This window comes from Nocardiopsis mangrovi (genome assembly GCF_042653925.1).
GTDB classification, from domain to species: domain Bacteria; phylum Actinomycetota; class Actinomycetes; order Streptosporangiales; family Streptosporangiaceae; genus Nocardiopsis_B; species Nocardiopsis_B mangrovi.
The window spans coordinates 100,464-123,984 of sequence record NZ_JBHSFQ010000015.1 but is presented as its reverse complement, the minus strand read 5'-3'; the positions used below and the strand labels follow the sequence as shown (position 1 = coordinate 123,984).

The following is a 23,521-nucleotide window of genomic DNA, read 5'->3' as shown; positions in this document are numbered from 1 at the left end:
CGTTTCGCCGACAACCGACCGGGGTCTGGGGGTGGCCCCGTTGAAGGCCGTCGTGATGGCCGGCGGCGAGGGCACCCGCCTGCGCCCGATGACCGCCAACCAGCCCAAGCCGCTGCTGCCCGTCGTCAACCGACCGATCATGGAACACGTGCTCCGGCTGCTCAAGCGGCACGGGTTCGACGACACCGTCGTGACCGTACAGTTCCTCGCCACGCTGATCCGGAACTACTTCGGCGACGGCGAAGAGCTCGGCATGAACCTCCACTACGTCGCCGAGGAGGTGCCGCTCGGCACCGCGGGCAGCGTCAAGAACGCCGAGGAGCACCTGCGCGGGGAGCCGTTCATCGTCATCTCCGGCGACGCGCTCACCGACATCGACCTCTCCGACATGGTGCGCTTCCACCGCGAGAACGGCGCCATGGTCACCATCGGGCTCAAGCGGGTGGCCAACCCGCTGGAGTTCGGCATCATCATCGTCGATGAGCAGGGGCGCGTGCAGCGCTTCCTGGAGAAACCGACCTGGGGGCAGGTCTTCTCCGACACGGTGAACACCGGCATCTACATCATGGAGCCCGAGGTGCTCGACGAGGTCGCCGCGGGCGAGGTCGTCGACTGGTCCGGGGACGTCTTCCCCAAGCTCCTCAAGGACGGCGCCCCGCTGTACGGCTACATCGCCGACGGCTACTGGGAGGACGTCGGCACCCACGAGAGCTACCTCAGCGCCCAGGCCGATGTGCTGTCCGGCAAGGTCGACGTCGAGATCGACGGCTTCGAGCTGTCCCCCGGGGTGTGGGTGGCCGAGGGCGCCGAAGTCGACCCCGACGCCGTCCTCAAGGGGCCCCTCTACATCGGCGACTACGCCAAGGTCGAGGCGGGGGCCGAACTGCGCGAGTACACCGTGCTCGGCAGCAACGTCGTCGTGCGCTCCGAGGCGTTCCTGCACCGGAGCGTCGTCCACGACAACGTCTACCTGGGCGCCAGCACCCACCTGCGCGGCTGCGTCATCGGCAAGAACACCGATGTCATGTCGGGCGCCCGGGTCGAGGAGGGGGCGATCGTCGGCGAGGAATGCGTCATCGAGTCCGACGCCTACCTCTCCAACGACATCAAGGTCTACCCCTTCAAGACCATCGAGGCCGGAGCGGTCGTCAACGCCAACGTGATCTGGGAGTCGCGCGGCCAGCGCTCGCTCTTCGGGCCGCGCGGCGTCTCGGGCCTGATCAACGTCGAGATCACCCCCGAGCTGGCGGTGCGCATCGCCAGCGCCTACGCCACCACCCTGAAGAAGGGGTCGGTGGTGACCACCTCGCGCGACGTCTCACGGGGCGCGCGCACGCTCAAGCGCGCGGTGATCAGCGCGCTGACCGCCAGCGCGATCGACGTCCGCGACCTGGAGGTGGTGCCGCTGCCCGTGGCGCGGTTCCACACCTCCCAGAGCGGGGTCAGCGGGGGGATCAGCCTGCGCACCACGCCCGGCGCCCCGCAGTCGGTGGACATCCTGTTCTTCGACGAGCGCGGCGCCGACCTCTCGCCGGCCGGCCAGCGCAAGCTGGAGCGCGTGTACTCCCGGGCCGAGTACAGGCGCGCGTTCCCCGGTGAGATCGCCGAGCTGTCGTTCCCCTCGCGCGGTGTGGAGAACTACTCCCATGAGCTGCTGCGCTGTATCGACACCTCCGGTGTGGAGGAGGCCGGGCTCAAGGTCGTCGTCGACTGCGCGGGCGGCACGGGGTCGCTGATCCTGCCGTCGCTGCTGGGCCGCATCGGCGTCGACGTCCTCACGGTCAACAACCGGCTCGACGAGGCGTCGCCCACCGACACCCTGGCCCAGCAGATGCGCGACCTCCAGCGCCTGGGCGAGCTGGTCCGCTCCTCGCGGGCCGACTTCGGGGTGCGGTTCGACCCGGTGGCCGAACGCCTCTCCCTGGTCGACGACAACGGCGAGGTGGTCGACAACGAGCGCGCCCTGCTGGTGGTGCTCGACCTGGTGGCCGCCGAGCGCAAGAGCGGCCGGGTGGCCCTCCCGGTCACCACCACCCGTGTCGCCGAGCAGGTGGCCGGGGCGCACGGCGTCCAGGTGCAGTGGACGCCCACGGCCACCGACGAGCTCACCAAGGCGGCCAACGCCGAGGACATCGTGTTCGCCGGCGACGGCCGCGGCGGGTACGTGCTGCCGGAGTTCTCCCGGACCGGCGACGGCATCGCGGCGTTCGTCCGCCTGCTGGGGCTGGTGGCGCGCACCCGGCTGTCGGTCAGCGAAATCGACCGGCGCATCCCCAGGGCGCACCTGCTGCGCCGCTCGGTGCCCACCCCGTGGGCGGTCAAGGGCAGCGTGATGCGGGCGGTGGTCGAGGCCGCGGAGGGCCGCGAGATCGACACCACCGACGGCGTGCGCGTCATCGAGCCCGGAGGGGCGTGGGCGCTGGTCCTGCCCGACACCTCCGAGGCCGTGACCCATCTTTGGGCCGAAGGTCCCGAATCGGACACCGCTCAGCGGTTGCTGGACGAATGGGCCGCGGTGGTCGAGCAAGCCGAGGGCTGAGCACGGCCTGAGGGAGCGCCTCCGAACGGGGGCGCTCCCTTTGTCCGCGGGGCCGATCTCCCTGCTGAAGGCGGGCGGAGACTGCTGCCGGACGTCGCTATGGTTTAGAGTCGAGTGTTCCCGCACCGCCGTGGTCGGGCGGTGTGCGCGGCCCCGCGCACGACCGGCCCCCGACGTGTGGGGAAGCGCCGGATGTGGGGGATGACACGACACGATGTAAGAACCGCGAGGCCGCCGGGAACATCACACCTGTCAGCCCCGTTTGCAGTGTGGGTGGACGGAAGGTATACCCGGCCATCCGTGAGCATGACCACCAGACGATTCAAGCACCGCCCCGTGCGGTAGGAGGCCGAGCCGACCTATGTCGAGCGTTTACTGCACGAAGTGCGGTCACGCCGTTGCGGATGATGCCCGTTTCTGCTCCAACTGTGGGTCCCCCATCCGCGCGGGCCAGGAGGCACCGCGTGCCGAGCGGCGCGGCGATTCCGTCGGCGAGACCACGTCGACGATCTCCATCTCCGGGATCCAGGCCCTTGAGGCCGAGGCCGACGCCGGCGACGAGCTGCCCGCCGACAACGGGAGCGTCGACGCGCTTCCGGCCGGCACGGCGCTGCTGGTCGTCAAACGCGGCCCCAACGCCGGCAGCAGGTTCCTGTTGGACAGCGACGTCACCACCGCCGGCCGGCACCCCAACAGCGACATCTTCCTCGACGACGTCACGGTCTCCCGCCGGCACGTCGAGTTCTTCCGCCGCGGCAACGGCTTCGGCGTGCGCGACGTCGGCAGCCTGAACGGCACCTACGTCAACCGCGAGCGGATCGACGAAGCCGAACTCGGGGGTGGCGACGAAGTCCAGATCGGCAAGTTCCGCCTGGTGCTGCTCACCAAGCCGCGCCGCTGAGGGACGGGCTCGGGCCGCGTCCGAAGGTTTGCGTCCCCCCGGGACCGGACAGCCTTCTAAGGAAGACCGCCGACCCGCGGCGCGGTCCGGGGCATGGCGCCATGGCGCGGACCGCGGACCGCTCGGCGGGGCCGCCGGCTCGGCCCGGTGCCGGAAGGCGCCGGTACCCGATCCGGCGGAACCTCGCCTCGGCGGTGTACCGTGAATGGGACTAATACGCGCACATCCGGGCGAGTGCCCATCCGGCACGACGAGTCGTGGGACGGAGCCGCAGTGAAGCACATGGAGGTTGTCGGCGTCCGGGTCGAGATGCCCTCGAATCAGCCGATCGTCCTGCTCAAGGAGTCCGACGGCGAGCGGTACCTGCCGATCTGGATCGGCGCGGTCGAGGCCACCGCGATCGCACTGGCCCAGCAGGGGGTCGCCCCTGCCCGCCCGCTGACCCACGACCTGTTCCGCGATGTCCTCGAAGCGCTGGACGCCAGCCTGAGCACCGTGAACATCACCTCGCTCAGCGACGGCATCTTCTACGCCGAGCTGGTGTTCTCCAACGGCGTCGAGGTCAGCGCCCGCCCCTCCGACTCCATCGCCCTCGCCCTGCGCACGGGAACGCCCATCTACGCGCACGACGACGTCGTCGACGAAGCCGGGGTCCCGATCCCCGACGAACAAGAGGACGAGGTCGAGAAGTTCCGCGAGTTCCTCGACCAGATCACCCCGGAGGACTTCGGGCGCACCACCTGACGGCAGTATGCGCAGGTCATGGGGCGTGCGCCACGTGCTTCGCCGGAAGCCCTGAGCGGGCCGATCCGAAGCGGACCTGAAGCAGGCCCCCTCCGGATCCGCTCGGAGCGGCTTCGGAAGCCGGTCCGGGACGCCCATCGGAGAACGCGGATCCAGAACCCGCCGATCTTTCGGGCGGCGCCGTGGCCTTGGGGGCGAAGCGGTACGCCCCACCATTCCCGGCGAAACATTCCCGGCCACCGGTACCGGCCGCTGCCGGTCCTGAACCGCTCCGGTTCCGCGCCGCGCTCGGGGCCGCCCGGACGCCTTCCGGCGTGCCGATCCTCTTGCGCCGTGCGGGCGGCGCAACGGCCTGTTGCAGGCCGCAGCCTCCGCAGGCCGGGCCATAATCTCGTTTGGATAACCATCGCGCCGCCTCCATGTGAGAGGCCATGGCGATCACCTAACTTGTTCATTGACCAACTTGGTCAATGAACAAATAGGAGGTTCGCGTGGTCGACGTCGTCGTCGCTGGAGCGGGGCCCGTGGGGTTGTGGCTCGCCTGTGAACTGCGCGTCCGAGGAGTCGACGTTCTCGTCCTGGAGCCGAACGCCCACATCTCGCCCTTCTCCAAGGCGTTCACCGTGCATCCACGAACGATCGAGGTCCTGGCGCAACGGGGGGCGGCCGATGAGCTGCTCGATCGGGGCCATCGCGTTCCCAACGGGCACTTCGGAGTACTGGAACGCAGGCTCGAGTTCTCCGGGCTGGACACTCCGTTCCCCTACACCGTGCTGTTCCCGCAAGCCGACACCGAACGGGTTCTCCAGGCCAGGGCGCTCCGGCTGGGGGCCGAACTGAGGCGGGGACACCGCGTGGCCTCCGCCGAACAGAACGCCGACGGCGTCACGGTCGAGGTGTCCGGCCCCGAAGGCACGTATCGACTCGACTGCCGATACCTGGCCGGCTGCGACGGGACCCGCAGCACCGTCCGCGAGACCGCGGGTATCGGCTTTCACGGCACGGACTCCACGGTGTACGGCTTTCTCGGTGATGTGGAACTCTCCGCGCCCCCCACCGGGAAGCCGCCTCCTCCCGGGAAGAAGGGGCTGGTCATGCTCGTCCCGATTCCGTCCGGGGGGTACCGCCTCGTCGGCGTCGATCCGGCCCGCCAGAACCCTGCGGGGCGCGAGCTGCCCTTCGAGGAGTTCCGGGAGACCGTCGTGCGCATCACCGGATCGGACTTCGGCATGCACTCACCCCGGTGGCTCTCCCGCTTCGGCAACGAGACCCGTGTGGCGGAACGGTACTCCAAGGGGCGCATCGTTCTGGCCGGAGACGCCGCTCACATGCATTTCCCGGCAGGGGGAGTGGGGATGAACGTGGGTATCCAGGACGCCCACGCCCTCGGGTGGCGTCTCGCGGACCTCGTGGACGGGCTCGCGGACCGGAGCGTCCTCGACGACTACCATGACGAGCGGCACCGCGTGGGGCGCGAGCTTGCGCGCAGCACCCGGGCCCAGACCGCCCTCCTCTGCGCTTTCGACGACGATCGCCTGGCGCTGCGGGCCCTGCTGAACGACGTGATCGAGTCGGTCCCCGAACTGGAATCGCATCTCGCGGAGCACCTCGCCGGCCTTTCGGTGGCCTATCCGTCGTCGGGCGGGCATCCGTGGGTCGGTCGGCGCCTGGGGGCTCTGCACACCGGTCCGACGGCCGACATCTCCGCCAGGGGTGGGGCGATCCTCTTCGACCCCGGGAACCGGTTCGCCGATCTGGAACACGACCTGGCCGGACGCGGTATCCATCACGTGCACGGGCCGGTGCCGCACGCGGAGCCGGCCGACCGGGACGTCGCCCTCGTGCGTCCGGACGGGTACGTGCGCTGGGCGGAGGCGGAGCCGGGTTCCGAGGCGCTCAGGGCGGCGATCGACGCGTTCCGCCCGTCCGCATCGGCCTGAACAGGGCCCGGCGTTCGCCTGTGGCCCGGTGGCTCGCCGCCACCACCGGGGCGGATGCGCACATCGGGGACGTGGCGGCGCCATGGTTCGGCCTGCCGACACCGGAGCGTGCGCTTTCAGATGCCCGCGGCCGACAACAGCGCGTCCATGCCGAATCTGAAGCGCTCGTCGAAGGAGTCCTCTGTCAAGGCGGCTGAGACCTTTTCGAGTGTCGGATACGATCCGATTTCGAGCGCCTTTCTCAAGCGGTAATCGGCGTTATCGGGCCAGTTCTGTTCTTCCTGTGCGATGCCCAGAATAAAATAGGAGATCGCCCAGAACGATCGCGTGCAGGTGACCTTGTCCGCACCGCCCTCGAGCAGTGCCCCGACCATGATGTCGCCGACGGTGAGGGTGTTCCGCTCGACAGCGGTCGTGCCCATGACGATTCGGGCGCCGTCCCGGTGGGAGAGCAGTGCGCGACGGTATCGCCCCGCGAGTTCCACCACCCGCGCGCGAGGCCCAAGGGGAAGATCCCTGGTGGACACCTCTCCCAGGATTCGGTCGGCGAGCAGCTCGTAGAGTCGAGCCTTGCTCTTGACCTGGAAGGAGACCGAGTTCAGGTGGACGCCGAGCCGGCGTGCGACTCCTCTGAGCGTGACCTGTTCGATTCCTTGGGCGTTCAGGAGGTCGAGGGCGGACGAAAGCACATCATCCAGGGTGAGGCGCTGGTGTGCCGGTGTGTTCTTCGCCTCGGCCTGCTCTTCGGGCACGAGTGGCCTTTCTTGTCCGGTGAAAGTCCGTAGAGGCGCGTGAAAGCCGATCCCTGATGAATGCTAGCGGTGTTCAGGTGGGATCCGGCAGCCTGCGGAATTCCCTGATGGTGGACGATGGCCGCGGGGCCGTCCGGTGCGCGGTCTCGCGCGGGGCCCGGTTCAGGCCCGGACAAGGGACGCGGGCGTGGGCACGTCGGCGAGCATGTGTTCGGGTGCCGACAGCCGCCACGCCTCCAGTACGAGTTCGCTGAGCTCGTCCAGGTCGATTCCGTCCAGGTGCACCACGACCCAGCCGAACCCGCCCGCGGTGAACTGCACCTCGAACACCTCGGGCCGCTCGGCCACGAGGGCGTGCTGTTCCGACAGCGTCTGCTTCAGGCCGACGGTCCTGGTGCGCGGCCAGAGGTAGCCGAACTTCCTGCCGGCCACGCCGAACGCCGTGTAGCGGACCGATTCCTCGTGCTCGGCCTCCGGCAGTGCTTCCACCAGTCGCAGGAAGCGCGCGATCTCAACACCCATGGAGTGAGATAACCACACATCCGGTGAACCGGGAGACGGCGGGCGTTGGTCCGCAGGGAGCGATGGGCCGGGCGGAAAATGACACCACGTCATGCCTTCACCCACGGGAATGTCATGAAGAGGTGCTGACGCGGCGCCACTGCCCGACGAACCCTCGGGGGGCTTGAATCGACGGGCACGCGATCACCGGCGGCGCCGCGGACCTAGGACAGGACGAACATGGCTCTTCCCTACCTGCACAGCATCGAGGACCTCTTCAACCCGCCGCAGCGCACCAGCGCGTCGATCTCCCCGGACGGCGCCCGGATCGCCTTCCTCGCACCCTGGAGGAACCGGCTCAACGTCTGGGTCCAGGACCTCGAAGCCGATTCCGAGCCCCGGCCCGTCACCGCCGACGAGAGCCGAAGCGTGCGGACCTACGAGTGGGCCGACGACGCGCGCCGGCTGCTGTACCTCCAGGACGACGGCGGGGACGAGAGGTGGCACCTGTACCGGGTCGACCTCGACACACCGGGATCGCCCGCGGTCGACCTCACGCCCTTTCCCGGAGCCACGGTCCTGGGCTTCGAACCCTCCCCGGGCCGTCCGGGGAAGGTGACCCTGTTGATCAACGCCCGCGACGTCGCGGAGTTCGACTGCCACGAGCTCGACATCGCCACGGGTGAACTCAGCCTGCTCGCCGAGAGCCCCGGCCCCGGCAAGGTGTGGTCCCGGGCCGGCAACGGTGAGTTGTTCCTCTCCGAGCTGACCTCTGAGGGCGACCTGGAGTTCTCCCGCCGCGACACCGCGACCGGCGCACTGCACAAGGTCGTGGAGTGGAAAGGCGCCGACTACCCCGTAGGGTCGCCTTCACAGATCACGTCGGACGGGACCGGCCTGTGGATCGTCTCCAACCGTGGTAGCGACCGCACCCGCCTGGTCCGGATCGATCTGGCCACCGGCGAGGAGACCGAGGTCGACAGCCACCCGGCCTTCGACGTCGACGCGCGCATGATGGTCGACCCGGCCGTGCCCGAACCGCTGATCCGCGATCACCGAGGTGACCTGCTGGGGGTGCGCTACTACGGCGAACGGCAGGTGATCCACGCCCTGGACCCGCACTTCGCCGAGGTCCTGGGCAACCTGGAGAAGCTGTCCGACGGGGACTTGGCCCACGTGTCCTTCGACCGGGACCGCCGGCGCTGGGTCGCCTCCTTCGAACACGACCGCGATCCCGGGGCCACGTGGCTCTACGACCACGCGACCGGGGAGTCCCGGCTGCTGTTCCGGCCCTTCCCGCACCTGGACCCGGAGTCCCTGGCCCCGATGCGCCCGGTCACGATCACCGCACGGGACGGGCTGTCGCTGCCCTCCTACCTGACACTGCCCGTGGGTGTCGAGCCATCGGGGCTGCCGATGGTGCTGCTGGTCCACGGCGGCCCCTGGGCCCGGGACGCCTGGGGATTCGTCCCCGCGGTCCAGCTGATGGCCAACCGCGGCTACGCGGTGCTCCAGGTCAACTTCCGCGGCTCCACCGGCTACGGCAAGGCCCACACCCAGGCCGCGATCGGTGAGTTCGCGGGCAGGATGCACGACGACCTGATCGACGCCGTGGACTGGGCGGTGGCACAGGGCTACGCCGACCCGGACCGGGTGGCGATCGTCGGCGGCTCCTACGGCGGGTACGCGGCACTGGTGGGCGCGGCCTTCACCCCGGACCGGTTCGCCGCGGTCATCGACGTCGTGGGCATCTCGGACCTGGCGAACTACCTGCGGACCCAGCCCGAGTTCGTCCGCCCGGGCCTGGTCAACAACTTCTACCGCTATGTCGGCGACCCGGCCGTCCCCGAGCAGGAGGCGGACATGCTCGCCCGCTCCCCGATCACCCGCATCGATCAGATCCGCGCGCCGCTGATGGTGGCGCAGGGCGCCAACGACCCCCTCGTCGTGAAGGCCGAGTCCGACAACATCGTCGAGTCCCTGCGCTCGCGCGGTGTCGACGTCGAGTACCTCGTCTTCGACGACGAGGGGCACGGCTTCGTGAACCCGGAGAACCAGATCACCCTGTTCGAGGCCGCCGACCGCTTCCTCTCACGACACCTGGGGAGCCGGTCCGTATCCGAAGAACACGGGACACACCACCTCGAATAGACCCGGTACGAACCACTTCATGAGTCGTGTCTCCGCGTGTCCTCGTCGTCGGACCGGAGCCTCACGAAGCGGGCCGTGACGTGCCGCCGGTCGCCAGGCGCATCAGATCGGTGTCGAAGTCGACGTCGTCGGCCGTGTGCTGCGAGCGGGTGGCGTTGCCGGCGAAGCGGTGCTGATAGCCGTCCCATTCCGAGTCGGCGATGGTCGTCCGGATCCCGGAACCGACCAGGTGGGCCAGCTCCCCGGCGGCGCGTTCGATCCGCCGGGTGAACGCCGGTGAGGCCCATTCGCCGGGCGCCGCGAACAGCGACGTCGGGACCGGGAGCGCCCGCAGGAAGGCGAACAACGGGCGCATCTGGTCGTCCACCACCATGGCGTGGCGCTCGCTGCCGGCGGTGGCGGCGAGGACGACCGGGGTCGCGATGACCAGGTCGTCGTCGAGGACGTCGATGAACGACTTGAACAGCCCGCTGACGCCGGCCTTGTAGACCGGCGTGCTCACGACGAGCCCGTCGGCGGCGGCGATCCGGTCGACGGCCTCCTGCACCGGGCCGTCGAGGTGGCCCGAGACGACCGCACGCGCGATGTCGCCGGCGATCGGAGCCAGCTCGATCACGCTCGCCGTCGCGTCGCGGCCGCCGCGGCGCAGGGCCTCCAGGGCCTTGCCCGCGACGCGGTCGGCGAGCATCCTCGTGCTCGAGGGATCGCTCACCCCCGCGCTGACGACGACCAGCCGGACCGGCTCGGGCCCGCCCGCGCGGGGCTGCGTCAGGTGATCGTTCATGACTGTCCTGCCTTCTTCCTACCGGGTCCGGGAGCGTCTGCGGCCGGGGGGGGCGATGGTCATAGGGCCGGGTAGCGGGCCGACACCTTGGGGTCGCTGTCCTGGTAGGGGGAGTCCCCGGACAGGTTGTCGCCCCGGTTCGGATTGGGGCGCGGCTGACGCGGCTCGGCGTCGCCGTACTTCGCCCGCACCAGCGTGGCGTGCGCGGGCGCGTCGGGGACACCGGGGGCACGGCGGGACTCCAGCTCGCGGCGCAGCACCGGGACGACCTCGGTGGCCAGCAGCTCGACCTGCTCGAGCGCCGCCTCGATCGGAATGGACAGAGCGTCGAGGGCCCACAGCTGGCGCTGGTAGTCGCCGAACCCCTCCTGGAAGGTCAGGGTCTTGTCGATGACCTCCTGCGGGCTGCCGACGCTGAGCGGCGTCCCGCTCGCGAAGTCCTCAAGGCGGCTCCCGCGGAAGAGAGCGCTGTTCTCGAAGTAGGGACGGAACGCGGCGTAGGCGTCCTGGGAGCGGCGGGCGATGAACGCCTGTCCCCCGAGCCCCACGATCGCCTGGTCCGCGGTCCCGTGCCCGTAGTGCTCGAAGCGCGTGCGGTAGAGGTCCACCAGGGGCTTGAAGTGGAAGTTGGGCGCCAGGATGTGGTTGGCGAAATAGCCGTTTCCGTAGAAGGCGGCCTGCTCGGCGATCTCCGGAGTCCGGATCGCGCCGTGCCAGACGAACGGCGGCACATCGTCCAGCGGTCGCGGGGTCGACGTGAACCCCTGCAGCGCCGTGCGGAATTTGCCCTCCCAGTCCACGACGTCCTCGCGCCACAGCCGGTGCAGCAGGTTGTAGTTCTCCAGCGCGAGCGCGACGCCGTCGCGGATGTCCTTGCCGAACCACGGGTAGACCGGCCCGGTGTTGCCCCGCCCGAGCATGAGGTCCAGGCGGCCGTCGGCGAGGTGCTGGACCGTCGCGTAGTCCTCGGCGATCTTGACGGGGTCGTTGGTCGTGATCAGCGTGACCGACGTGCTCAGGACGATGGTGCGGGTGACCGCCGCGACGTGGCCCAGGATCGCCGGTGGGGAGGACGGCACGAAAGGCGGGTTGTGGTGCTCGCCGAGCGCGAAGACGTCGAGGCCGAGCTCGTCGGCGCGCCGGGCGATACGGACGATGTTGCGGATGCGTTCGGCCTCGCTCTGCGTCCGCCCGGTGACCGGGTCGGGGGCGATGTCGCCGACGGTGAAGATGCCGAACTGCACGGTGGGGGTCCTCTCGGAAGGTGTGGCCGCCGGGCCGGGATCGGCCCGGGGGGATCGCGGGGGTTCAGTTCCGTCGTTTCCGGTCTGCTCCGGCAGCGGTGTGCCCGGAGGGACGACGCCGGTGTTGTTGCGGGATGGTGCGAGCTCGGCCGGTGCGCGGCGCGCAACGTCCATCGGACCGCACCCACCACCCCTTAGGGACGATGCTGGTCAGTGGCCTTAAAGGGTGGAAGGGGTGGTGAGTTGGTTTAGTTGACCTGTCCACTTCCATCACTGTATAACAGCCACCGGAGCCGGAGGGCGTGTCGGCGGCCGAGCCCATGACCGGCGGCCATTCGGGTAGCTGAACCGCGTTGGCCGGCCGCGTCGCCGGGCCGGCCGGATCGGCGACGGGATCCGCCAGGGGTTCGTCCGGCTTCTCCGGCGTGCTCGGCCCTTCCGTCCCGGACCCGGCCGGTGGCCCGGGAGGTCCACTCCTCCGGGTTGCCGACCGGTCTGCCTGCCCGCCGCACATCCACTACGTCGCCACCATCCCGGAAGGACACCCATGACCGCACCCGTGACCGAGAAGCCCGACTTCACCGGGCTGCGCGCGACCTACATCAACTGCACCCTCAAACGCTCCCCCGAGCGCAGCCACACCCAGGGCGTGGTCGACCGCAGCGTGGCGATCATGGAGGCGAACGGGGTCGGCGTGGACCAGATCCGCGCCGTCGACCACGACATCGCCACCGGCGTCCGCCCGGACATGACCGAGCACGGGTGGGACACCGACGAATGGCCCGCACTTCTGGACCGGGTCCTTGCCGCCGACATCCTGGTCATCGCCGGACCGATCTGGCTCGGCGACAACAGCTCGGTGACCCGCCGGGTGATCGAGCGGCTCTACGGCTACTCCGGCGTGCTCAACGAACACGGCCAGTACGCCTACTACGGACGCGTCGGCGGCGCCCTGATCACCGGCAATGAGGACGGCCTCAAGCACTGCGCGATGAGCATCCTCTACAGCCTGCAACACATCGGGTTCACCGTGCCGCCCCAGTCCGACGCGGGCTGGCTCGGCGGGGTCGGCCCCGGCCCCTCCTACCTCGACGAGGGCTCCGGCGGCCCGGACAACGACTTCACCAACCGAAACGTCGCGTTCATGACCTACAACCTGCTCCACCTCGCGTCGATGATCCGACGCGCCGGCGGCTTCCCGGCCTACGGAAACCAGCGCGCGGCCTGGGACGCCGGTTCCCGCCCCGGCAACTCCAACCCCGAATACCGCTGAGCGCCGCGAAGGAAGCGAGAACCGATGTCCATCCCGGCAACGATGACCTGGCCGAGCCTGCGGGTCTCGGACTGGACCCCCACCCGCGACACCCTGCACATGTGGACCCAGATCGTGGGCAAGATCCGCATGGCCCACGCCCCGCTGATCAACCACTGGTGGCAGGTGACCCTCTACGTCAGCCCGCGCGGGTTGACGACGTCGACCATCCCGTACCGCAACGGTGCCTTCGAGATCGAGTTCGACTTCGTCGACCACCGGCTCGAGGTCCGCAGCAGTGACGGCGGCGCGCGGAGCCTGCCGCTCCGTCCGATGCCGGTCGCCGAGTTCTACACCCGGATCATGGACATGCTCGGCCAACTCGGGATCGAGGCACCGATCCGGCCGCACCCCAACGAGGTCGAGCCGGCCATCCCCTTCGCCGAGGACCACGACCACGCCTCCTACGACGGCGAGGCGGTCACCCTGTTCTGGCGTCAGCTGCTACAGGCGAACCGGGTGATCGGCGAGTTCCGGTCGCACTTCGTCGGCAAGGTCAGTCCGGTGCACTTCTTCTGGGGAGCGATGGATCTCGCCTGCACCCGCTTCTCCGGGCGGCCGGCTCCGCCGCACCCGGGCGGAGCGCCCAACTGCGGGGACTGGGTCATGGTCGAGGGCTACTCCCGGGAACTGTCCAGCTGCGGGTTCTGGCCCGGCGGTGGTGAGGAGGGCGCCTTCTACTCCTACGCCTACCCCGCACCCGACGGGTTCGCCGATCAGCCGATCGGCCCCGAAGGCGCGTACTTCAGTACCGAATTCCAGCAGTTCCTGCTGCCATATGAGGTCGCCCGCGCCGCACCCGACCCCGACCGCGCGGTCGCCGAGTTCCTCCGCACCACCTACGAAGCGGCCGCGGACCGCGGGCACTGGGACCGCCCCGCGCTGGAGGACAACCCCTTGCGGTGGCAGGAACCCCCTGCGCTTTGAGGAAACGACACGGGCAGGCGATTAGTGAGGGCCCGGGTCCTGCTCGCGGGCCTCGGTGATGCAGGCGTGCAGCCGGGTGCGTGCTTCCCATAGGTCCGTCATCTGCCGGTCGAGGCGGTCGCGCTCGGCCTCGAGCAGCTCCAGCAGTTGCGCTGGCTCCTCACCGGAGTCGGCGAACGGCAGGACCTCGCGGATGGTTCTGCTGGACAGGCCCTGGGCGTAGAGCCGTTGAATCAGCCTGACCCGTTCGACGGCACCGGCCGAATACTCGCGCTGGCCACCCGGATTCCGGGTGGAGTGCAGCAAGTCCTGCTGTTCGTAGTAGCGCAGCGCCCGGACGCTGACGCCCGCCTTCGCGGCGACCTCGGCGATCCGGAGTCGCTGCGCGCGGCCTTCTCCGGCGCCCATGGCGTCTTCAGCGTCCAGCCGAACTCCGGCCAGGCCGGCTCCGGCGTGACCGACGAGGACGAGCTCCGCTTCGGCACGACGGTGGCCGACACCGCCGAGCGCTGCGGTGTCACCCACCTCGTCTACAGCTCGACGGTCGCCGTGGGGCCCGCACCGACGGGCGTCGCCCATCTCGACGTCAAGAGCCGTATCGAGGCCCATATCCGGGATCTGGACATCGCCGGCACCATCATCCGGCCGGCCACGTTCATGGAGGTCCTGGTGCAACCCGGAACGGGCCTGGACCGGGGCCACCTGTCCTTCCTGATGCGCCCCGACCAGGCCATGCAGTTCATCGCCGTACGCGATATCGGCCGGATCGCCGCCGCGGTCTTCGGCTCACCCGACCGCTACGCCGGCCGCACCGTGGAGATCGCCGGTGACGCGCTCACCGGCACGGCCCTGGCCGGGCATCTGACCCGGGCCGCCGGCCGGCCGATCGGCTACAGCCGCCTTCCGGAGACGCTGCTCGCGCAGGATGGGATCCTCGGCAAGGTGGCGGCACTCGTCGACGACGGCCGACTGGTGGGAAACGCGGACCTCGACGCGCTGCGCGCGGAGTTCCCCTTCCTGCTGCGCTTCGACCGCTGGCTGGCGGGCCCTGGTGCGCGCCTCCTCGAAGAGGCGCTCCGCTCCACGGACACGGGCATCGCTCTGCGCTGAACGAGGCCCCGTGGGCGATCCGTCCCGCCCTCGGGGGCCGGAGACCGAGTAAGCCGGACACTCTGAGGCAGCAACGGGGGTACGAGATCCTCCGCGTCACATGCCGCCGCGGACCCGGCCATCGGCCCCTTCCGGACATACGCTCAAGTGGATGAGCTGTCAACAATGTCGTTACACTGCGGCTATGAACGCGACGCCACGCTGGCTCGATGCGGATGAGCAGGCCGCCTGGGACAGCTTCATCCGCATGCAGGAGACGCTCGTCGGACGGCTGTCCCGACTTGTCCAGGCAGACTCTGGAATGTCCGCCTCCGACTACCTCGTGCTTCACAAGCTCACCGAAACCGACGGCAGGCGGATGCGCATTCTGGAGCTCGCCAAACACCTGGAGTGGGAGAAGAGCCGGATGTCCCACCAGACCAGGCGGATGATGAAGCGCGGGCTCGTGGCAAGGGAGGAATGCCCGGACGACGCGCGCGGAGCGTTCATCGTCGCCACTCCGGACGGCTGCAAGGCGATCGAAACCGCCGCACCCCTACACGTCGAGCACGTCCGCCGTCTGTTCATCGACGCCCTGACCCCGAATCAACTCAGGACACTCGGCCGGCTCTCCAAGCGCGTCTCCGACCACATGGAGAAGCAGCCGGACTGAACGGGGGGCGATACGAAGTTCTCCGCGAGAGGTTCAGTTGACCTGTCATCAATCGTGCGTGGGACTGTCGCGGATGCTCGCTTGACGTGGGGATTCGATGTTGCCGTGAGCTGCGACGGCTCGAGTCGTCCTACTGAGAATAAGTTGATAGATCAACTGAATCCCGTTAGTGTGGTGGCATGGTCGAACGACCCCGGAGGAGGACGTATGGCGGTCGAAGTGAGCGACGTGCCCGAGGCGAAGCGCTACCAGGCCCGCGTTGACGGAGAGTCCAAGGTCGCGGGCGTCGCGGAGTACATCCGTACGTCAGAACTCGTCGCGTTCGTGCACACCGAGGTCACGCCGGAGTACGAGGGCAGGGGAGTCGGGTCCGCGCTGGCCCGCACCGCCCTTGATGAGGCGCGGGCCGCGAACCTGCGGGTGCTGGCGACCTGCCCCTTCTTCTCGGGCTGGATCGCCCGTCATCCCGAATACCAGGACCTGCTGTACCGGTCGCGCAGCAAGGTCAGCGACTGAACGACCGGAGTCGGACACGATGGTGACGGAGGCCGGTATGAGCGGCGGATCCGAGAAGAAGGCGTACGAGGGGCGGTCGATCACGGTCACCTTCGAGGCCCGGCGCTGTCTGCACGCCGCCGAATGCGTCCGCGGTCTGCCTGAGGTGTTCGACACGGCCCGGCGCCCGTGGATCCAGCCGGACCGTGCCCCCGCCGACCGCCTGGCCGAAGTGGTGCGGCGCTGCCCCTCAGGCGCACTCCAGTACCGGCTCGCGGACGAGGGCATCGACAAGGTCACCTGATGGTGTGACGGCGATGCACCACGGCCCTGATCGCCACCACCGTTCATCGGATCCGTGTTCCTGATTATCACTCGCTGATTCGCGGTCGGATTGCGGGAGTCCGTGACCTCGGGGGGCGCGGTGACAGTCCGGTGCACGGGAATGAGCCCGCGGAGCGCATTTCTGCTGTATCGAAATGTCCGTGACAGTGAGAAAGGGGCTGCTCGGTGCAGGTGCACGGGTGGCACGACCCCTCATTCCGGCCGGTGCGGGAGGTGTTCGCGCAGCAGTTGGAGACGGGGAACGAACTGGGCGGTGGCATCGTCGTCGATATCGACGGGCACGTCGTCGTCGACATCTGGGGCGGTTGGCGCGACGCCGAACACCGCGAGCGGTGGGCGGAGAATACGATCACCAATCTCTGGTCGACCACCAAAATGGTCACCAACCTCGCCGCGCTGATGCTGATCGACCGAGGCCGGATCGACCCGTATTCGCCGGTGGCGCGGTATTGGCCGGAATTCGCCGAGAACGGCAAGGAACGCGTCGAGGTCCGCCACATCCTCGGCCACACCTCAGGTGTCGCCGGCTGGGACGCGCCGTTTCAGGTGGAGGACATGTACGCCACCGCCATGGCCACCCGCCGGCTGGCCGCGCAGGCACCGTGGTGGGAACCGGGGACGGCTTCCGGGTATCACGCGCAGAGCCAGGGCCATCTGGTGGGTGAGCTGGTTCGCCGGGTCAGCGGCAGGTCCCTGACGGATTTCGTCGCCGGGGAGATCTCCGGTCCGCTCGCCGCGGACTTTCAGATCGGCGCGACCGAGGCCGACTGGGGCCGGATCGCGGCGGTCACACCTCCACCGCCGCTGGACATGGACCTGGACCGGGACGGTCTGCCGTACAAGGTCCTCATGAGGACGCCCGTCCCCGCCGAAACGGCCAACACCGCCGCGTGGCGTCGCGCCGAATTGGGTGCGGTCAACGGTCACGGCAACGCGCGCTCGGTGGCCAGGATCCTGAGTTCACTGGCACTGGACGGCGTGGTGGACGGGGTGAAACTCCTCTCCCCGGACACCATCTCGCTCATCTTCGATGAGCAGAGCCACGGCGTTGATCTGGTCCTCGGTGTCCCGCTTCGATTCGGCATCGGCTACGCCCTGCCCGAAACCGCGACACTGCCGTACGTGCCTCAGGGGCGCGCCTGCTACTGGGGAGGTTGGGGCGGGTCGCTCTCCATCATGGATCTCGATACCCGCACGACGATCAGCTATGCGATGAACAAGATGGCGCCCGGGATCATCGGATCGGACCGATCCGAGGCCTACGTGCGCGCCATTCACGACTGCCTGCGATAACGGACGCGCTGATAACAGGAGGCGGCTCCAAGCCCCTGCCCTCCAAGGCGCACCCACCGGGAAACGACGGGAAGAGACCATGGGATACATCAATGTCGGAAACGAGAACAGCACGCCGATCGACCTCTACTACGAGGACCAGGGCACGGGTCAGCCGGTCGTGCTCATCCACGGGTACCCGCTGAACGGCCACAGCTGGGAGCGCCAGACACGGGAGCTGCTCGCCGCCGGTTACCGCGTCATCACCTATGACCGTCGCGGCTTCGGCAGTTCATCGAAGGTCGGCACCGGCTACGACTACGACACCTTCGCCGCCGACCTGAACACCGTGCTCACCACCCTCGACCTGAGCGACGTCGTCCTCGTGGGATTCTCGATGGGCACGGGCGAGCTCGCCCGCTACGTGTCCCGCTACGGCCACGTGCGCATCGCCAAGCTCGCCTTCCTCGCTTCGCTGGAGCCGTTCCTGGTCGCCCGCGACGACAACCCCGAGGGGGTGCCGCAGAAGGTCTTCGACGGCATCGAGGCGGCGGCCAAGGGCGACCGCTACGCCTGGTACACGCAGTTCTTCTCCGACTTCTACAACCTTGACGAGAACCTCGGCGTCCGGATCAGCCCGGAAGCGGTCACCGGCAGCTGGAACACGGCGGTCTCCAGCGCTCCGGTGGCGGCCTACGCCGTCGTCTCCTCCTGGATCGAGGATTTCCGCGCCGATGTCGAGGCGGTGCGCGCAAGCGGCAAGCCGGCCCTGATCCTGCACGGCACCGCCGACAACATCCTTCCGATCGACGCCACGGCCCGCCGCTTCCGCAGGCTCCTCCCCGAAGCGCGGTACGTGGAGGTCGAGAACGCCCCGCACGGGCTGCTCTGGACGCACGCCGACGAGGTCAACACCGCGCTTCTCGATTTCCTCGGCTAGATCGGCAGGGCCGGCGGTGTGGCCACCGCCCGCTGACCGCGCGGCGTGGACCGGGCCCGTCCGGCCCCGCCGCGCGGCCTGATGCCCGGGCGGTCACCCGCACGACGCTGAAGACACCCCCCGGACGAGCATGCTGGAGCCCGGATGCCGACACCACCCCGAGAACGGGACCCCGACCATAGCCATAGGGGCTCCGGCCGTGTGCGGCGCCGGCGGCGATGGCCCTGGATCACCGCGACCGCCGCCGTCGTGCTCATGGCCACCGCCGGGCTCCTCACGGCGGCCTTCCAGTTCGGCCTTCCCACGTGGATGGGGGAGGGAGACCGCAATCACGTGTACGCGAGCGACGAGGGCCGCCAGCGCTACCAGGTGCACCTGCCGCCGCAGCATGACGGGACGACCCGGCTGCCGGTCATCATGGCGATCCACGGCTGCGGAATGACCGGCTACGGCTGGAACTCGATGAAGTCCACGACCCGGTTCAACCGGCTGGCCGACCGTGCGGGATTCATCGTCGTCTACCCCACCCAACGGCTCTTCCGCAGCGCGATCAACTGCTGGAACTCCTCCGATCCGCGACAGCAGCGGCGCGGCTCCGGTGAGCCCGCACTCCTCGCGGGTGTCGCCCGGGAGGTGGTCGAGGAGTACAACGCCGACCCGGCGCAGGTGCACGCCGCCGGCGCCTCGTCGGGCGCGGGGACCGCCGTCATCCTCGGTGCCACCTATCCCGACGTCTTCGCGACGGTGACGTCGGTCGCGGGCGGTGAGTACGGGCTGAACCAGGTGGACCCGGACCACCCGGACATCACTCCGCCGACCGCCACCGCACGCCAGGCGTGGTCCCAGATGGGCGAACACGCGCGACCGGTCCCGCTGCTCGTGGTCCAGGGAGGGCGGGACGAGGTCGTGCCGCCCATCGTCGGTGAACGGCTGGTCGAGCACTGGACGGCCGTGAGCGACCTGGCCGACGACGGCATGCTCAACGACAGCCTCGGCCTGCGCGAGGAGACCACGCGCGTCTCACCGGCCGGCGGCAGGTACGGCGGTACGCACACCACGGTGTCCACGGCGGAGGGGACCTCCGTCGTCGAGGCGCACGTCGTCGACGGTCTGGGGCACGCATGGCCGGGACCGGACGGGGCCGGCGTGTACATCGACCATGCGGGGCCCGATGCCACCGCCCTCGTCTGGGACTTCGCGCGGCGCCACCCGATGCCCGACGGGCGCGGCAACGGCTGAGCCGGACGGCTGATCCGCGCATCGGGCGCGGTGCGCCGGGATAGGCGACGCGGTGCCGCTCAGGGCCGTCGCCACGTGCGGGCCGGGGCCGGGGCACCCCGTGTGCCGCCCGGGCCGCGTGCGCGGGCGAGCACGCGGCCGGTCATCCATGACGGTGCACGAACTCCTCCACGGTGCGAACGGCGACAACGCGGCCACCGTCGCCGGGATCGGGATCGGGCACCATCGTTTCGGGGTCGACCAGATAGACGTCGTGGCCATCGAGGGTGAGCCGCCGCACGACCTCCAAGAGCATCCTGCGAGCCACGTCGTCGATGGAGTGGACGTGTGTGAGGTCCAGGGCCACCCCGGGCTCACGGGGCGCGATGGACACGATTTCGCGCACGAGCCGCTCGGCACCGGTGAAGCGGATCGCGCCCTGGATCTCCACGACCCGGCCCGCGGCCGTCCCGGTACCGACGACGCGCGTACCGCGTACGACCGCGCGCGCCGATGCCGGAACCTCCATGAGATGCAGCCCCATGTCGGAGGAGAAGCGTTTGAACAGTGAGACCCCGCGGACACTGTTGCCGTGCGCGTCGAGCCGTGGGGAGAACGTGGCGATACCGACCTGCCCTGGAAGGGACCCGATCAGCCCTCCGGCCACACCGCTCTTGGCGGGGATGCCGACCTGGGTCGCCCAGTCTCCGGCGGCGTCGTACATCCCGCAGGTGGACATCACGCTCAGGACCTGTCGTACCACCGGGCCCGGCACCACCCGCTGCCCGGAGACCGGGTGGACGCCGTTGTTGGCCAAGGTCGCGGCCATGACGGCGAGGTCGCGCACGGTGACCAGGACCGAGCACTGCCGGGTGTAGCCCTCGACCACCGTTGCGGGGTCCTCGGTGAGGATGTCGTGCGTCCGCAGCATGTGCGCGATCGCGAGGTTGCGGTGGGCGTGTGCCATCTCCGAGGCGAACACCGACTCATCGGTCGCCAGGCTGCGCCCGGCGAACGCGGACAGCCCGTCGATCACCCGTTGCAGCCGGTCGCCGGCCCCCATCTGCTCGGTGCCGGCGAGGGAGTGCGTGGCGATCGCGCCCGCGTTGATCATCGGGTTGAGCGGGCGGCCGGTCCCCGCTTCCAGGGAGATCTCGTTGAAGGCCTCTCCCGAGGGTTCCACCCCGATCTTGTCCAGCACGGTGTCGAAACCGCGGTCCGCCAGCGCGAGCGCGTAGACGAACGGCTTGGAGATCGATTGGATGGTGAACGCCTGATCGGCGTCGCCGCAGGCGTGGACTTCGCCGTCCACCATCGCGAAGGCCATGCCCAGGCGCTCGGGGTCGGCTGCCGCGAGCTCGGGGATGTAGCCCGCGGGCGCGCCGGAGCGGTCGGGTTCGACGGCTCCGCGTACCTCGGCGAGATAGTCGGGTATCGGTGATCGCATTCCGCGCTCCTTGGGACCGGGACACGACGACGGGTGAGCGGCCCTCACAACGGCGGTCGGCCCCTGCGCGTCACGGCCCGATGTCGGCGAACTGAGCGGCCGAGGCCGGGCAGCCCCGGCGATGAGGCACGCCATCGCGAAACAGCGCGCCCCGGCCCTGCCGCCGTGGCACCGTTCATTGAACCCGCTGGCCACGGCGGCAGGGCCATTCTCCTATCTCCTACGATGTCAGCGCCGGGTGGCCACTGGCGATCGAGACGCGGTTGAACGCGTTGATCATGGTGGTGATCCACTCCACCGCGGAGATCTGGTCCTTGGTCAGGTGGACGGCCGCACGCGCGTTGACGGAGTCCCGGTCGATCGCCGGATCGATCACCGTGAGGGACTCCGCCAAAAGGAGCGCGGCCTTTTGCTCATCGGTGAAGACGCCGGCCTCCCGCCATGCCGGCAGCAGGTCCAGGGTGCTCTGCTCCACCCCGGCCTTGAGCGCCTTGGGGAAATGGACGCTCAGGCAGGTCGGGCACCCGTTGATCTGCGACACGCGGATGTTGATCATCTCGATCGTGTCGTCGCCGAGGCCGGCCTCGTGTGCCGCGGTCCGGGAGGCCGCCGCCGCCTTGACGGCGGCCTTGTACACCTCGGGGTGTTGCTTGTCGATGTAGGGTCGCTCCGCGCTCATGCCGCACCCTTGGTCGCCTGCTGGACGGTGGCGAGGTCGGCCGGCCGCGGCCGGCGGAACCGCCCTCCTTCGGCTGTGTAGTCCTCGCCGTGCTTGTCCAGGTGGTTGCGGAAGAGCGGGCACACGGGCACGACGGTGAGGTCCTTGCGGATGCTGTCGGCCAGCGCCTCGCGGACGAGGAGCCCCGCCAGGCCACGACCGCCGAACTCCTCGGCGATCTCGGTGTGGTAGAAGATGCGCTCGCCGCCGGCCCCCGGCGGGTCGACGAAGGCCGCACGGCCGGCGAGGGTTCCGTCGTCCAGGCTCACGGTGTAGGCGCTGATGGCGTCGGTCTCGTCGAGCGCGATACGCACGGGGGCGCCGGTTCTGTCGGTTTGTTGTCCGGTCACTTCGACTACCTCTCAGTGGGGATTGGGGATGGTGTCCAACTCGGTGGGGTGGGCACGGCGGTTCGCGGCGCCTGGCGGGGCAAGCGGCGGCGGGGCCTGTCAGCCGTCGAACCGTGCGTGCGGTGCGGGGTTCTTCCTCGGTAGCATCGGGACCTGGGGCAGCTCCGGGGCCGGTATTCTCGCCATCTGCTCGCGGTTGCGTCCCGGGCCGCCGTGTCCCACGTAACCTTCGACACGCCCGAACCGCTCGCCGTGGTTCTCCCACTCCTCCCGGTACCGCCTGATCTCCTCCGTCGAGCGGCCCAGGAAGTTCCACCACATGAGGACCTCCTCGCCGAAGGGGGTGCCTCCCAGGAGCACGAGCCGGGCCGGTTCGCCGCCGCCGTTGGCGACGCGCAGTGTCCGCGACCCCACCCCGGTGTAGCCCACGGCGTCCTTGGGCACGTGCACGCCTTCGAGCGTGACGGACTCGCCCGCGTCCACCAGGAGGCCGTGTTCGAACCCGGGATCGGCCTCGACATCGATCTCGGCGCCGGGCGCGAGCCGGAGTTCGGCCCCCACCACCGGCGTGTACGTCTTCACCGGCGACCGCGAACCCAGGAGCGAACCGAGGAAGACCAGCGCGTCCCCTCCGGGAAACGCGACGGGTTCGGGCACGAAGCGCTCGAATCGGCGTTCGGTGGTGTGACGGGCCTCCTCCGGCAGGGCGAGCCACAGCTGCACCCCGTGGAGCCGGCCTGAGGCCGGGTCAGAGGTCTCGGAGTGGCAGATGCCGGCCCCGGCCGTCATCAGGTTCATCTGCCCGGGGAGGACGTCCGCGCTGTGGCCGCCGGAGTCGAGGTGGGCGACGGCGCCCTCGAAGAGCCACGTGACGGTCTGCAGCCCGGTGTGGGGGTGCGGCGCCACGTCCATCCCGCCGGTGGCCGCCACGTCGTCGGGCCCGTAATGGTCGACGAAGCACCAGGCTCCGATCAGCGAACGCTGCCGTTGGGGCAGGGTGCGGCGCACGTTCATCGCGCGCGGCCCGCCCAGCGGAACGTCACGGGCGCTGATGATCTCGACCGGGGCTCTGCCCGCGCGTTCCGCCCACGGCCCCGGTAGACCGCCCTCGGTGCACACGTGGGGAGCCGGGCGGGCCTCTGGGTTGGTCATTGCGGTGTCCCTTCTGCCTCGCGGGCG

Annotated in this window: 23 protein-coding genes; 14 read left to right on the top strand and 9 right to left on the bottom strand. The window is 69.6% G+C overall.

Translation table 11 applies throughout. From position 1 onward, the window contains the following. The first annotated feature begins 40 nt into the window (after positions 1-40). The 4 genes from ACFO4E_RS16460 (at position 41) to ACFO4E_RS16445 (ending at position 6,124) form a co-directional block, all read left to right on the top strand. Complete coding sequence (locus ACFO4E_RS16460; RefSeq protein ID WP_378575804.1) at positions 41-2,539, top strand: sugar phosphate nucleotidyltransferase; 2,499 nt, start codon at positions 41-43, stop codon at positions 2,537-2,539. 361 nt (positions 2,540-2,900) lie between these two features. After that, complete coding sequence (locus tag ACFO4E_RS16455) at positions 2,901-3,440, top strand: FHA domain-containing protein (RefSeq protein WP_378575801.1); 540 nt, start codon at positions 2,901-2,903, stop codon at positions 3,438-3,440. Positions 3,441-3,713: 273 nt separating this feature from the next. Then, positions 3,714-4,184 (top strand): bifunctional nuclease family protein, encoded by a 471-nt coding sequence (locus ACFO4E_RS16450; protein ID WP_378575799.1) that lies wholly within the window; start codon positions 3,714-3,716, stop codon positions 4,182-4,184. Positions 4,185-4,675: 491 nt separating this feature from the next. Continuing rightward, complete coding sequence (locus ACFO4E_RS16445) at positions 4,676-6,124, top strand: FAD-dependent monooxygenase (RefSeq protein WP_378575797.1); 1,449 nt, start codon at positions 4,676-4,678, stop codon at positions 6,122-6,124. A gap of 116 nt (positions 6,125-6,240) precedes the next feature. Here the strand turns inward: ACFO4E_RS16445 and ACFO4E_RS16440 are convergent, their stop codons facing one another. Next, complete coding sequence (locus ACFO4E_RS16440) at positions 6,241-6,876, bottom strand: TetR/AcrR family transcriptional regulator C-terminal domain-containing protein (RefSeq protein WP_378575795.1); 636 nt, start codon at positions 6,874-6,876, stop codon at positions 6,241-6,243. Between the two features lie 162 nt (positions 6,877-7,038). Continuing rightward, the gene (locus tag ACFO4E_RS16435; protein WP_378575793.1) at positions 7,039-7,398 is read right to left on the bottom strand and encodes an MmcQ/YjbR family DNA-binding protein; all 360 of its coding nucleotides are present in this window, start codon (positions 7,396-7,398) and stop codon (positions 7,039-7,041) included. Between the two features lie 219 nt (positions 7,399-7,617). Between ACFO4E_RS16435 and ACFO4E_RS16430 the strand changes: the two genes are divergently transcribed. Beyond that, complete coding sequence (locus ACFO4E_RS16430) at positions 7,618-9,528, top strand: S9 family peptidase (protein WP_378575790.1); 1,911 nt, start codon at positions 7,618-7,620, stop codon at positions 9,526-9,528. A gap of 61 nt (positions 9,529-9,589) precedes the next feature. Here the strand turns inward: ACFO4E_RS16430 and ACFO4E_RS16425 are convergent, their stop codons facing one another. Together ACFO4E_RS16425 and ACFO4E_RS16420 are read right to left on the bottom strand one after the other, a co-directional pair. Then, entirely contained in the window at positions 9,590-10,312 is a 723-nt protein-coding gene (locus tag ACFO4E_RS16425; protein ID WP_378575787.1) for a CE1759 family FMN reductase, read from the bottom strand. A 59-nt stretch (positions 10,313-10,371) separates the two neighbouring features. After that, positions 10,372-11,556: a CE1758 family FMN-dependent luciferase-like monooxygenase gene (locus ACFO4E_RS16420; protein WP_378575784.1), complete on the bottom strand. Its 1,185-nt coding sequence runs from the start codon at positions 11,554-11,556 to the stop codon at positions 10,372-10,374. Positions 11,557-12,103: 547 nt separating this feature from the next. Here ACFO4E_RS16420 and ACFO4E_RS16415 point away from each other — a divergent pair. Next, positions 12,104-12,829: a flavodoxin family protein gene (locus ACFO4E_RS16415; RefSeq protein WP_378575781.1), complete on the top strand. Its 726-nt coding sequence runs from the start codon at positions 12,104-12,106 to the stop codon at positions 12,827-12,829. 24 nt (positions 12,830-12,853) lie between these two features. Next, entirely contained in the window at positions 12,854-13,795 is a 942-nt protein-coding gene (locus ACFO4E_RS16410; RefSeq protein WP_378575778.1) for a DUF5996 family protein, read from the top strand. A 21-nt stretch (positions 13,796-13,816) separates the two neighbouring features. On the opposite strand, the gene ACFO4E_RS16405 is transcribed toward ACFO4E_RS16410, so the two are convergent. Next, positions 13,817-14,203 carry a MerR family transcriptional regulator gene (locus tag ACFO4E_RS16405; protein WP_378575775.1) on the bottom strand — a complete coding sequence of 129 codons (387 nt, stop codon included), beginning with the start codon at positions 14,201-14,203 and terminating at the stop codon, positions 13,817-13,819. Here ACFO4E_RS16405 and ACFO4E_RS16400 point away from each other — a divergent pair. The 7 genes from ACFO4E_RS16400 (at position 14,093) to ACFO4E_RS16370 (ending at position 19,848) form a co-directional block, all read left to right on the top strand. Next, positions 14,093-14,905 (top strand): NmrA family NAD(P)-binding protein, encoded by an 813-nt coding sequence (locus ACFO4E_RS16400; RefSeq protein ID WP_378575772.1) that lies wholly within the window; start codon positions 14,093-14,095, stop codon positions 14,903-14,905. The genes ACFO4E_RS16405 and ACFO4E_RS16400 overlap by 111 nt on opposite strands. A 184-nt stretch (positions 14,906-15,089) precedes the next feature. Beyond that, on the top strand, positions 15,090-15,557 hold the full coding sequence (locus ACFO4E_RS16395) for a MarR family winged helix-turn-helix transcriptional regulator (protein WP_378575769.1): 468 nt from the start codon (positions 15,090-15,092) through the stop codon (positions 15,555-15,557). 207 nt (positions 15,558-15,764) lie between these two features. Further along, on the top strand, positions 15,765-16,073 hold the full coding sequence (locus ACFO4E_RS16390) for a GNAT family N-acetyltransferase (RefSeq protein WP_378575766.1): 309 nt from the start codon (positions 15,765-15,767) through the stop codon (positions 16,071-16,073). 37 nt (positions 16,074-16,110) lie between these two features. Continuing rightward, positions 16,111-16,356: a (4Fe-4S)-binding protein gene (locus ACFO4E_RS16385; protein WP_378575763.1), complete on the top strand. Its 246-nt coding sequence runs from the start codon at positions 16,111-16,113 to the stop codon at positions 16,354-16,356. Between the two features lie 206 nt (positions 16,357-16,562). Beyond that, on the top strand, positions 16,563-17,690 hold the full coding sequence (locus tag ACFO4E_RS16380; protein ID WP_378575759.1) for a serine hydrolase domain-containing protein: 1,128 nt from the start codon (positions 16,563-16,565) through the stop codon (positions 17,688-17,690). Positions 17,691-17,769: 79 nt separating this feature from the next. Further along, positions 17,770-18,609, top strand: coding sequence for an alpha/beta fold hydrolase (locus tag ACFO4E_RS16375; protein ID WP_378575756.1), 840 nt, complete (start codon positions 17,770-17,772; stop codon positions 18,607-18,609). Positions 18,610-18,810: 201 nt separating this feature from the next. Then, positions 18,811-19,848 carry an extracellular catalytic domain type 1 short-chain-length polyhydroxyalkanoate depolymerase gene (locus ACFO4E_RS16370; RefSeq protein ID WP_378575753.1) on the top strand — a complete coding sequence of 346 codons (1,038 nt, stop codon included), beginning with the start codon at positions 18,811-18,813 and terminating at the stop codon, positions 19,846-19,848. 142 nt (positions 19,849-19,990) lie between these two features. On the opposite strand, the gene ACFO4E_RS16365 is transcribed toward ACFO4E_RS16370, so the two are convergent. The 4 genes from ACFO4E_RS16365 to ACFO4E_RS16350 form a co-directional block, all read right to left on the bottom strand. Beyond that, positions 19,991-21,274, bottom strand: a complete 1,284-nt coding sequence (locus ACFO4E_RS16365; RefSeq protein ID WP_378575750.1) for a glutaminase — start codon at positions 21,272-21,274, stop codon at positions 19,991-19,993. 220 nt (positions 21,275-21,494) lie between these two features. Further along, positions 21,495-21,953, bottom strand: coding sequence for a carboxymuconolactone decarboxylase family protein (locus tag ACFO4E_RS16360; protein WP_378575747.1), 459 nt, complete (start codon positions 21,951-21,953; stop codon positions 21,495-21,497). Then, complete coding sequence (locus tag ACFO4E_RS16355) at positions 21,950-22,342, bottom strand: GNAT family N-acetyltransferase (protein ID WP_378575744.1); 393 nt, start codon at positions 22,340-22,342, stop codon at positions 21,950-21,952. The genes ACFO4E_RS16360 and ACFO4E_RS16355 overlap by 4 nt, the downstream gene beginning before the upstream one ends. Positions 22,343-22,441: 99 nt before the next feature. Further along, positions 22,442-23,494, bottom strand: coding sequence for a pirin family protein (locus ACFO4E_RS16350; protein WP_378575741.1), 1,053 nt, complete (start codon positions 23,492-23,494; stop codon positions 22,442-22,444). Between the last annotated feature and the right edge of the window lie 27 nt (positions 23,495-23,521).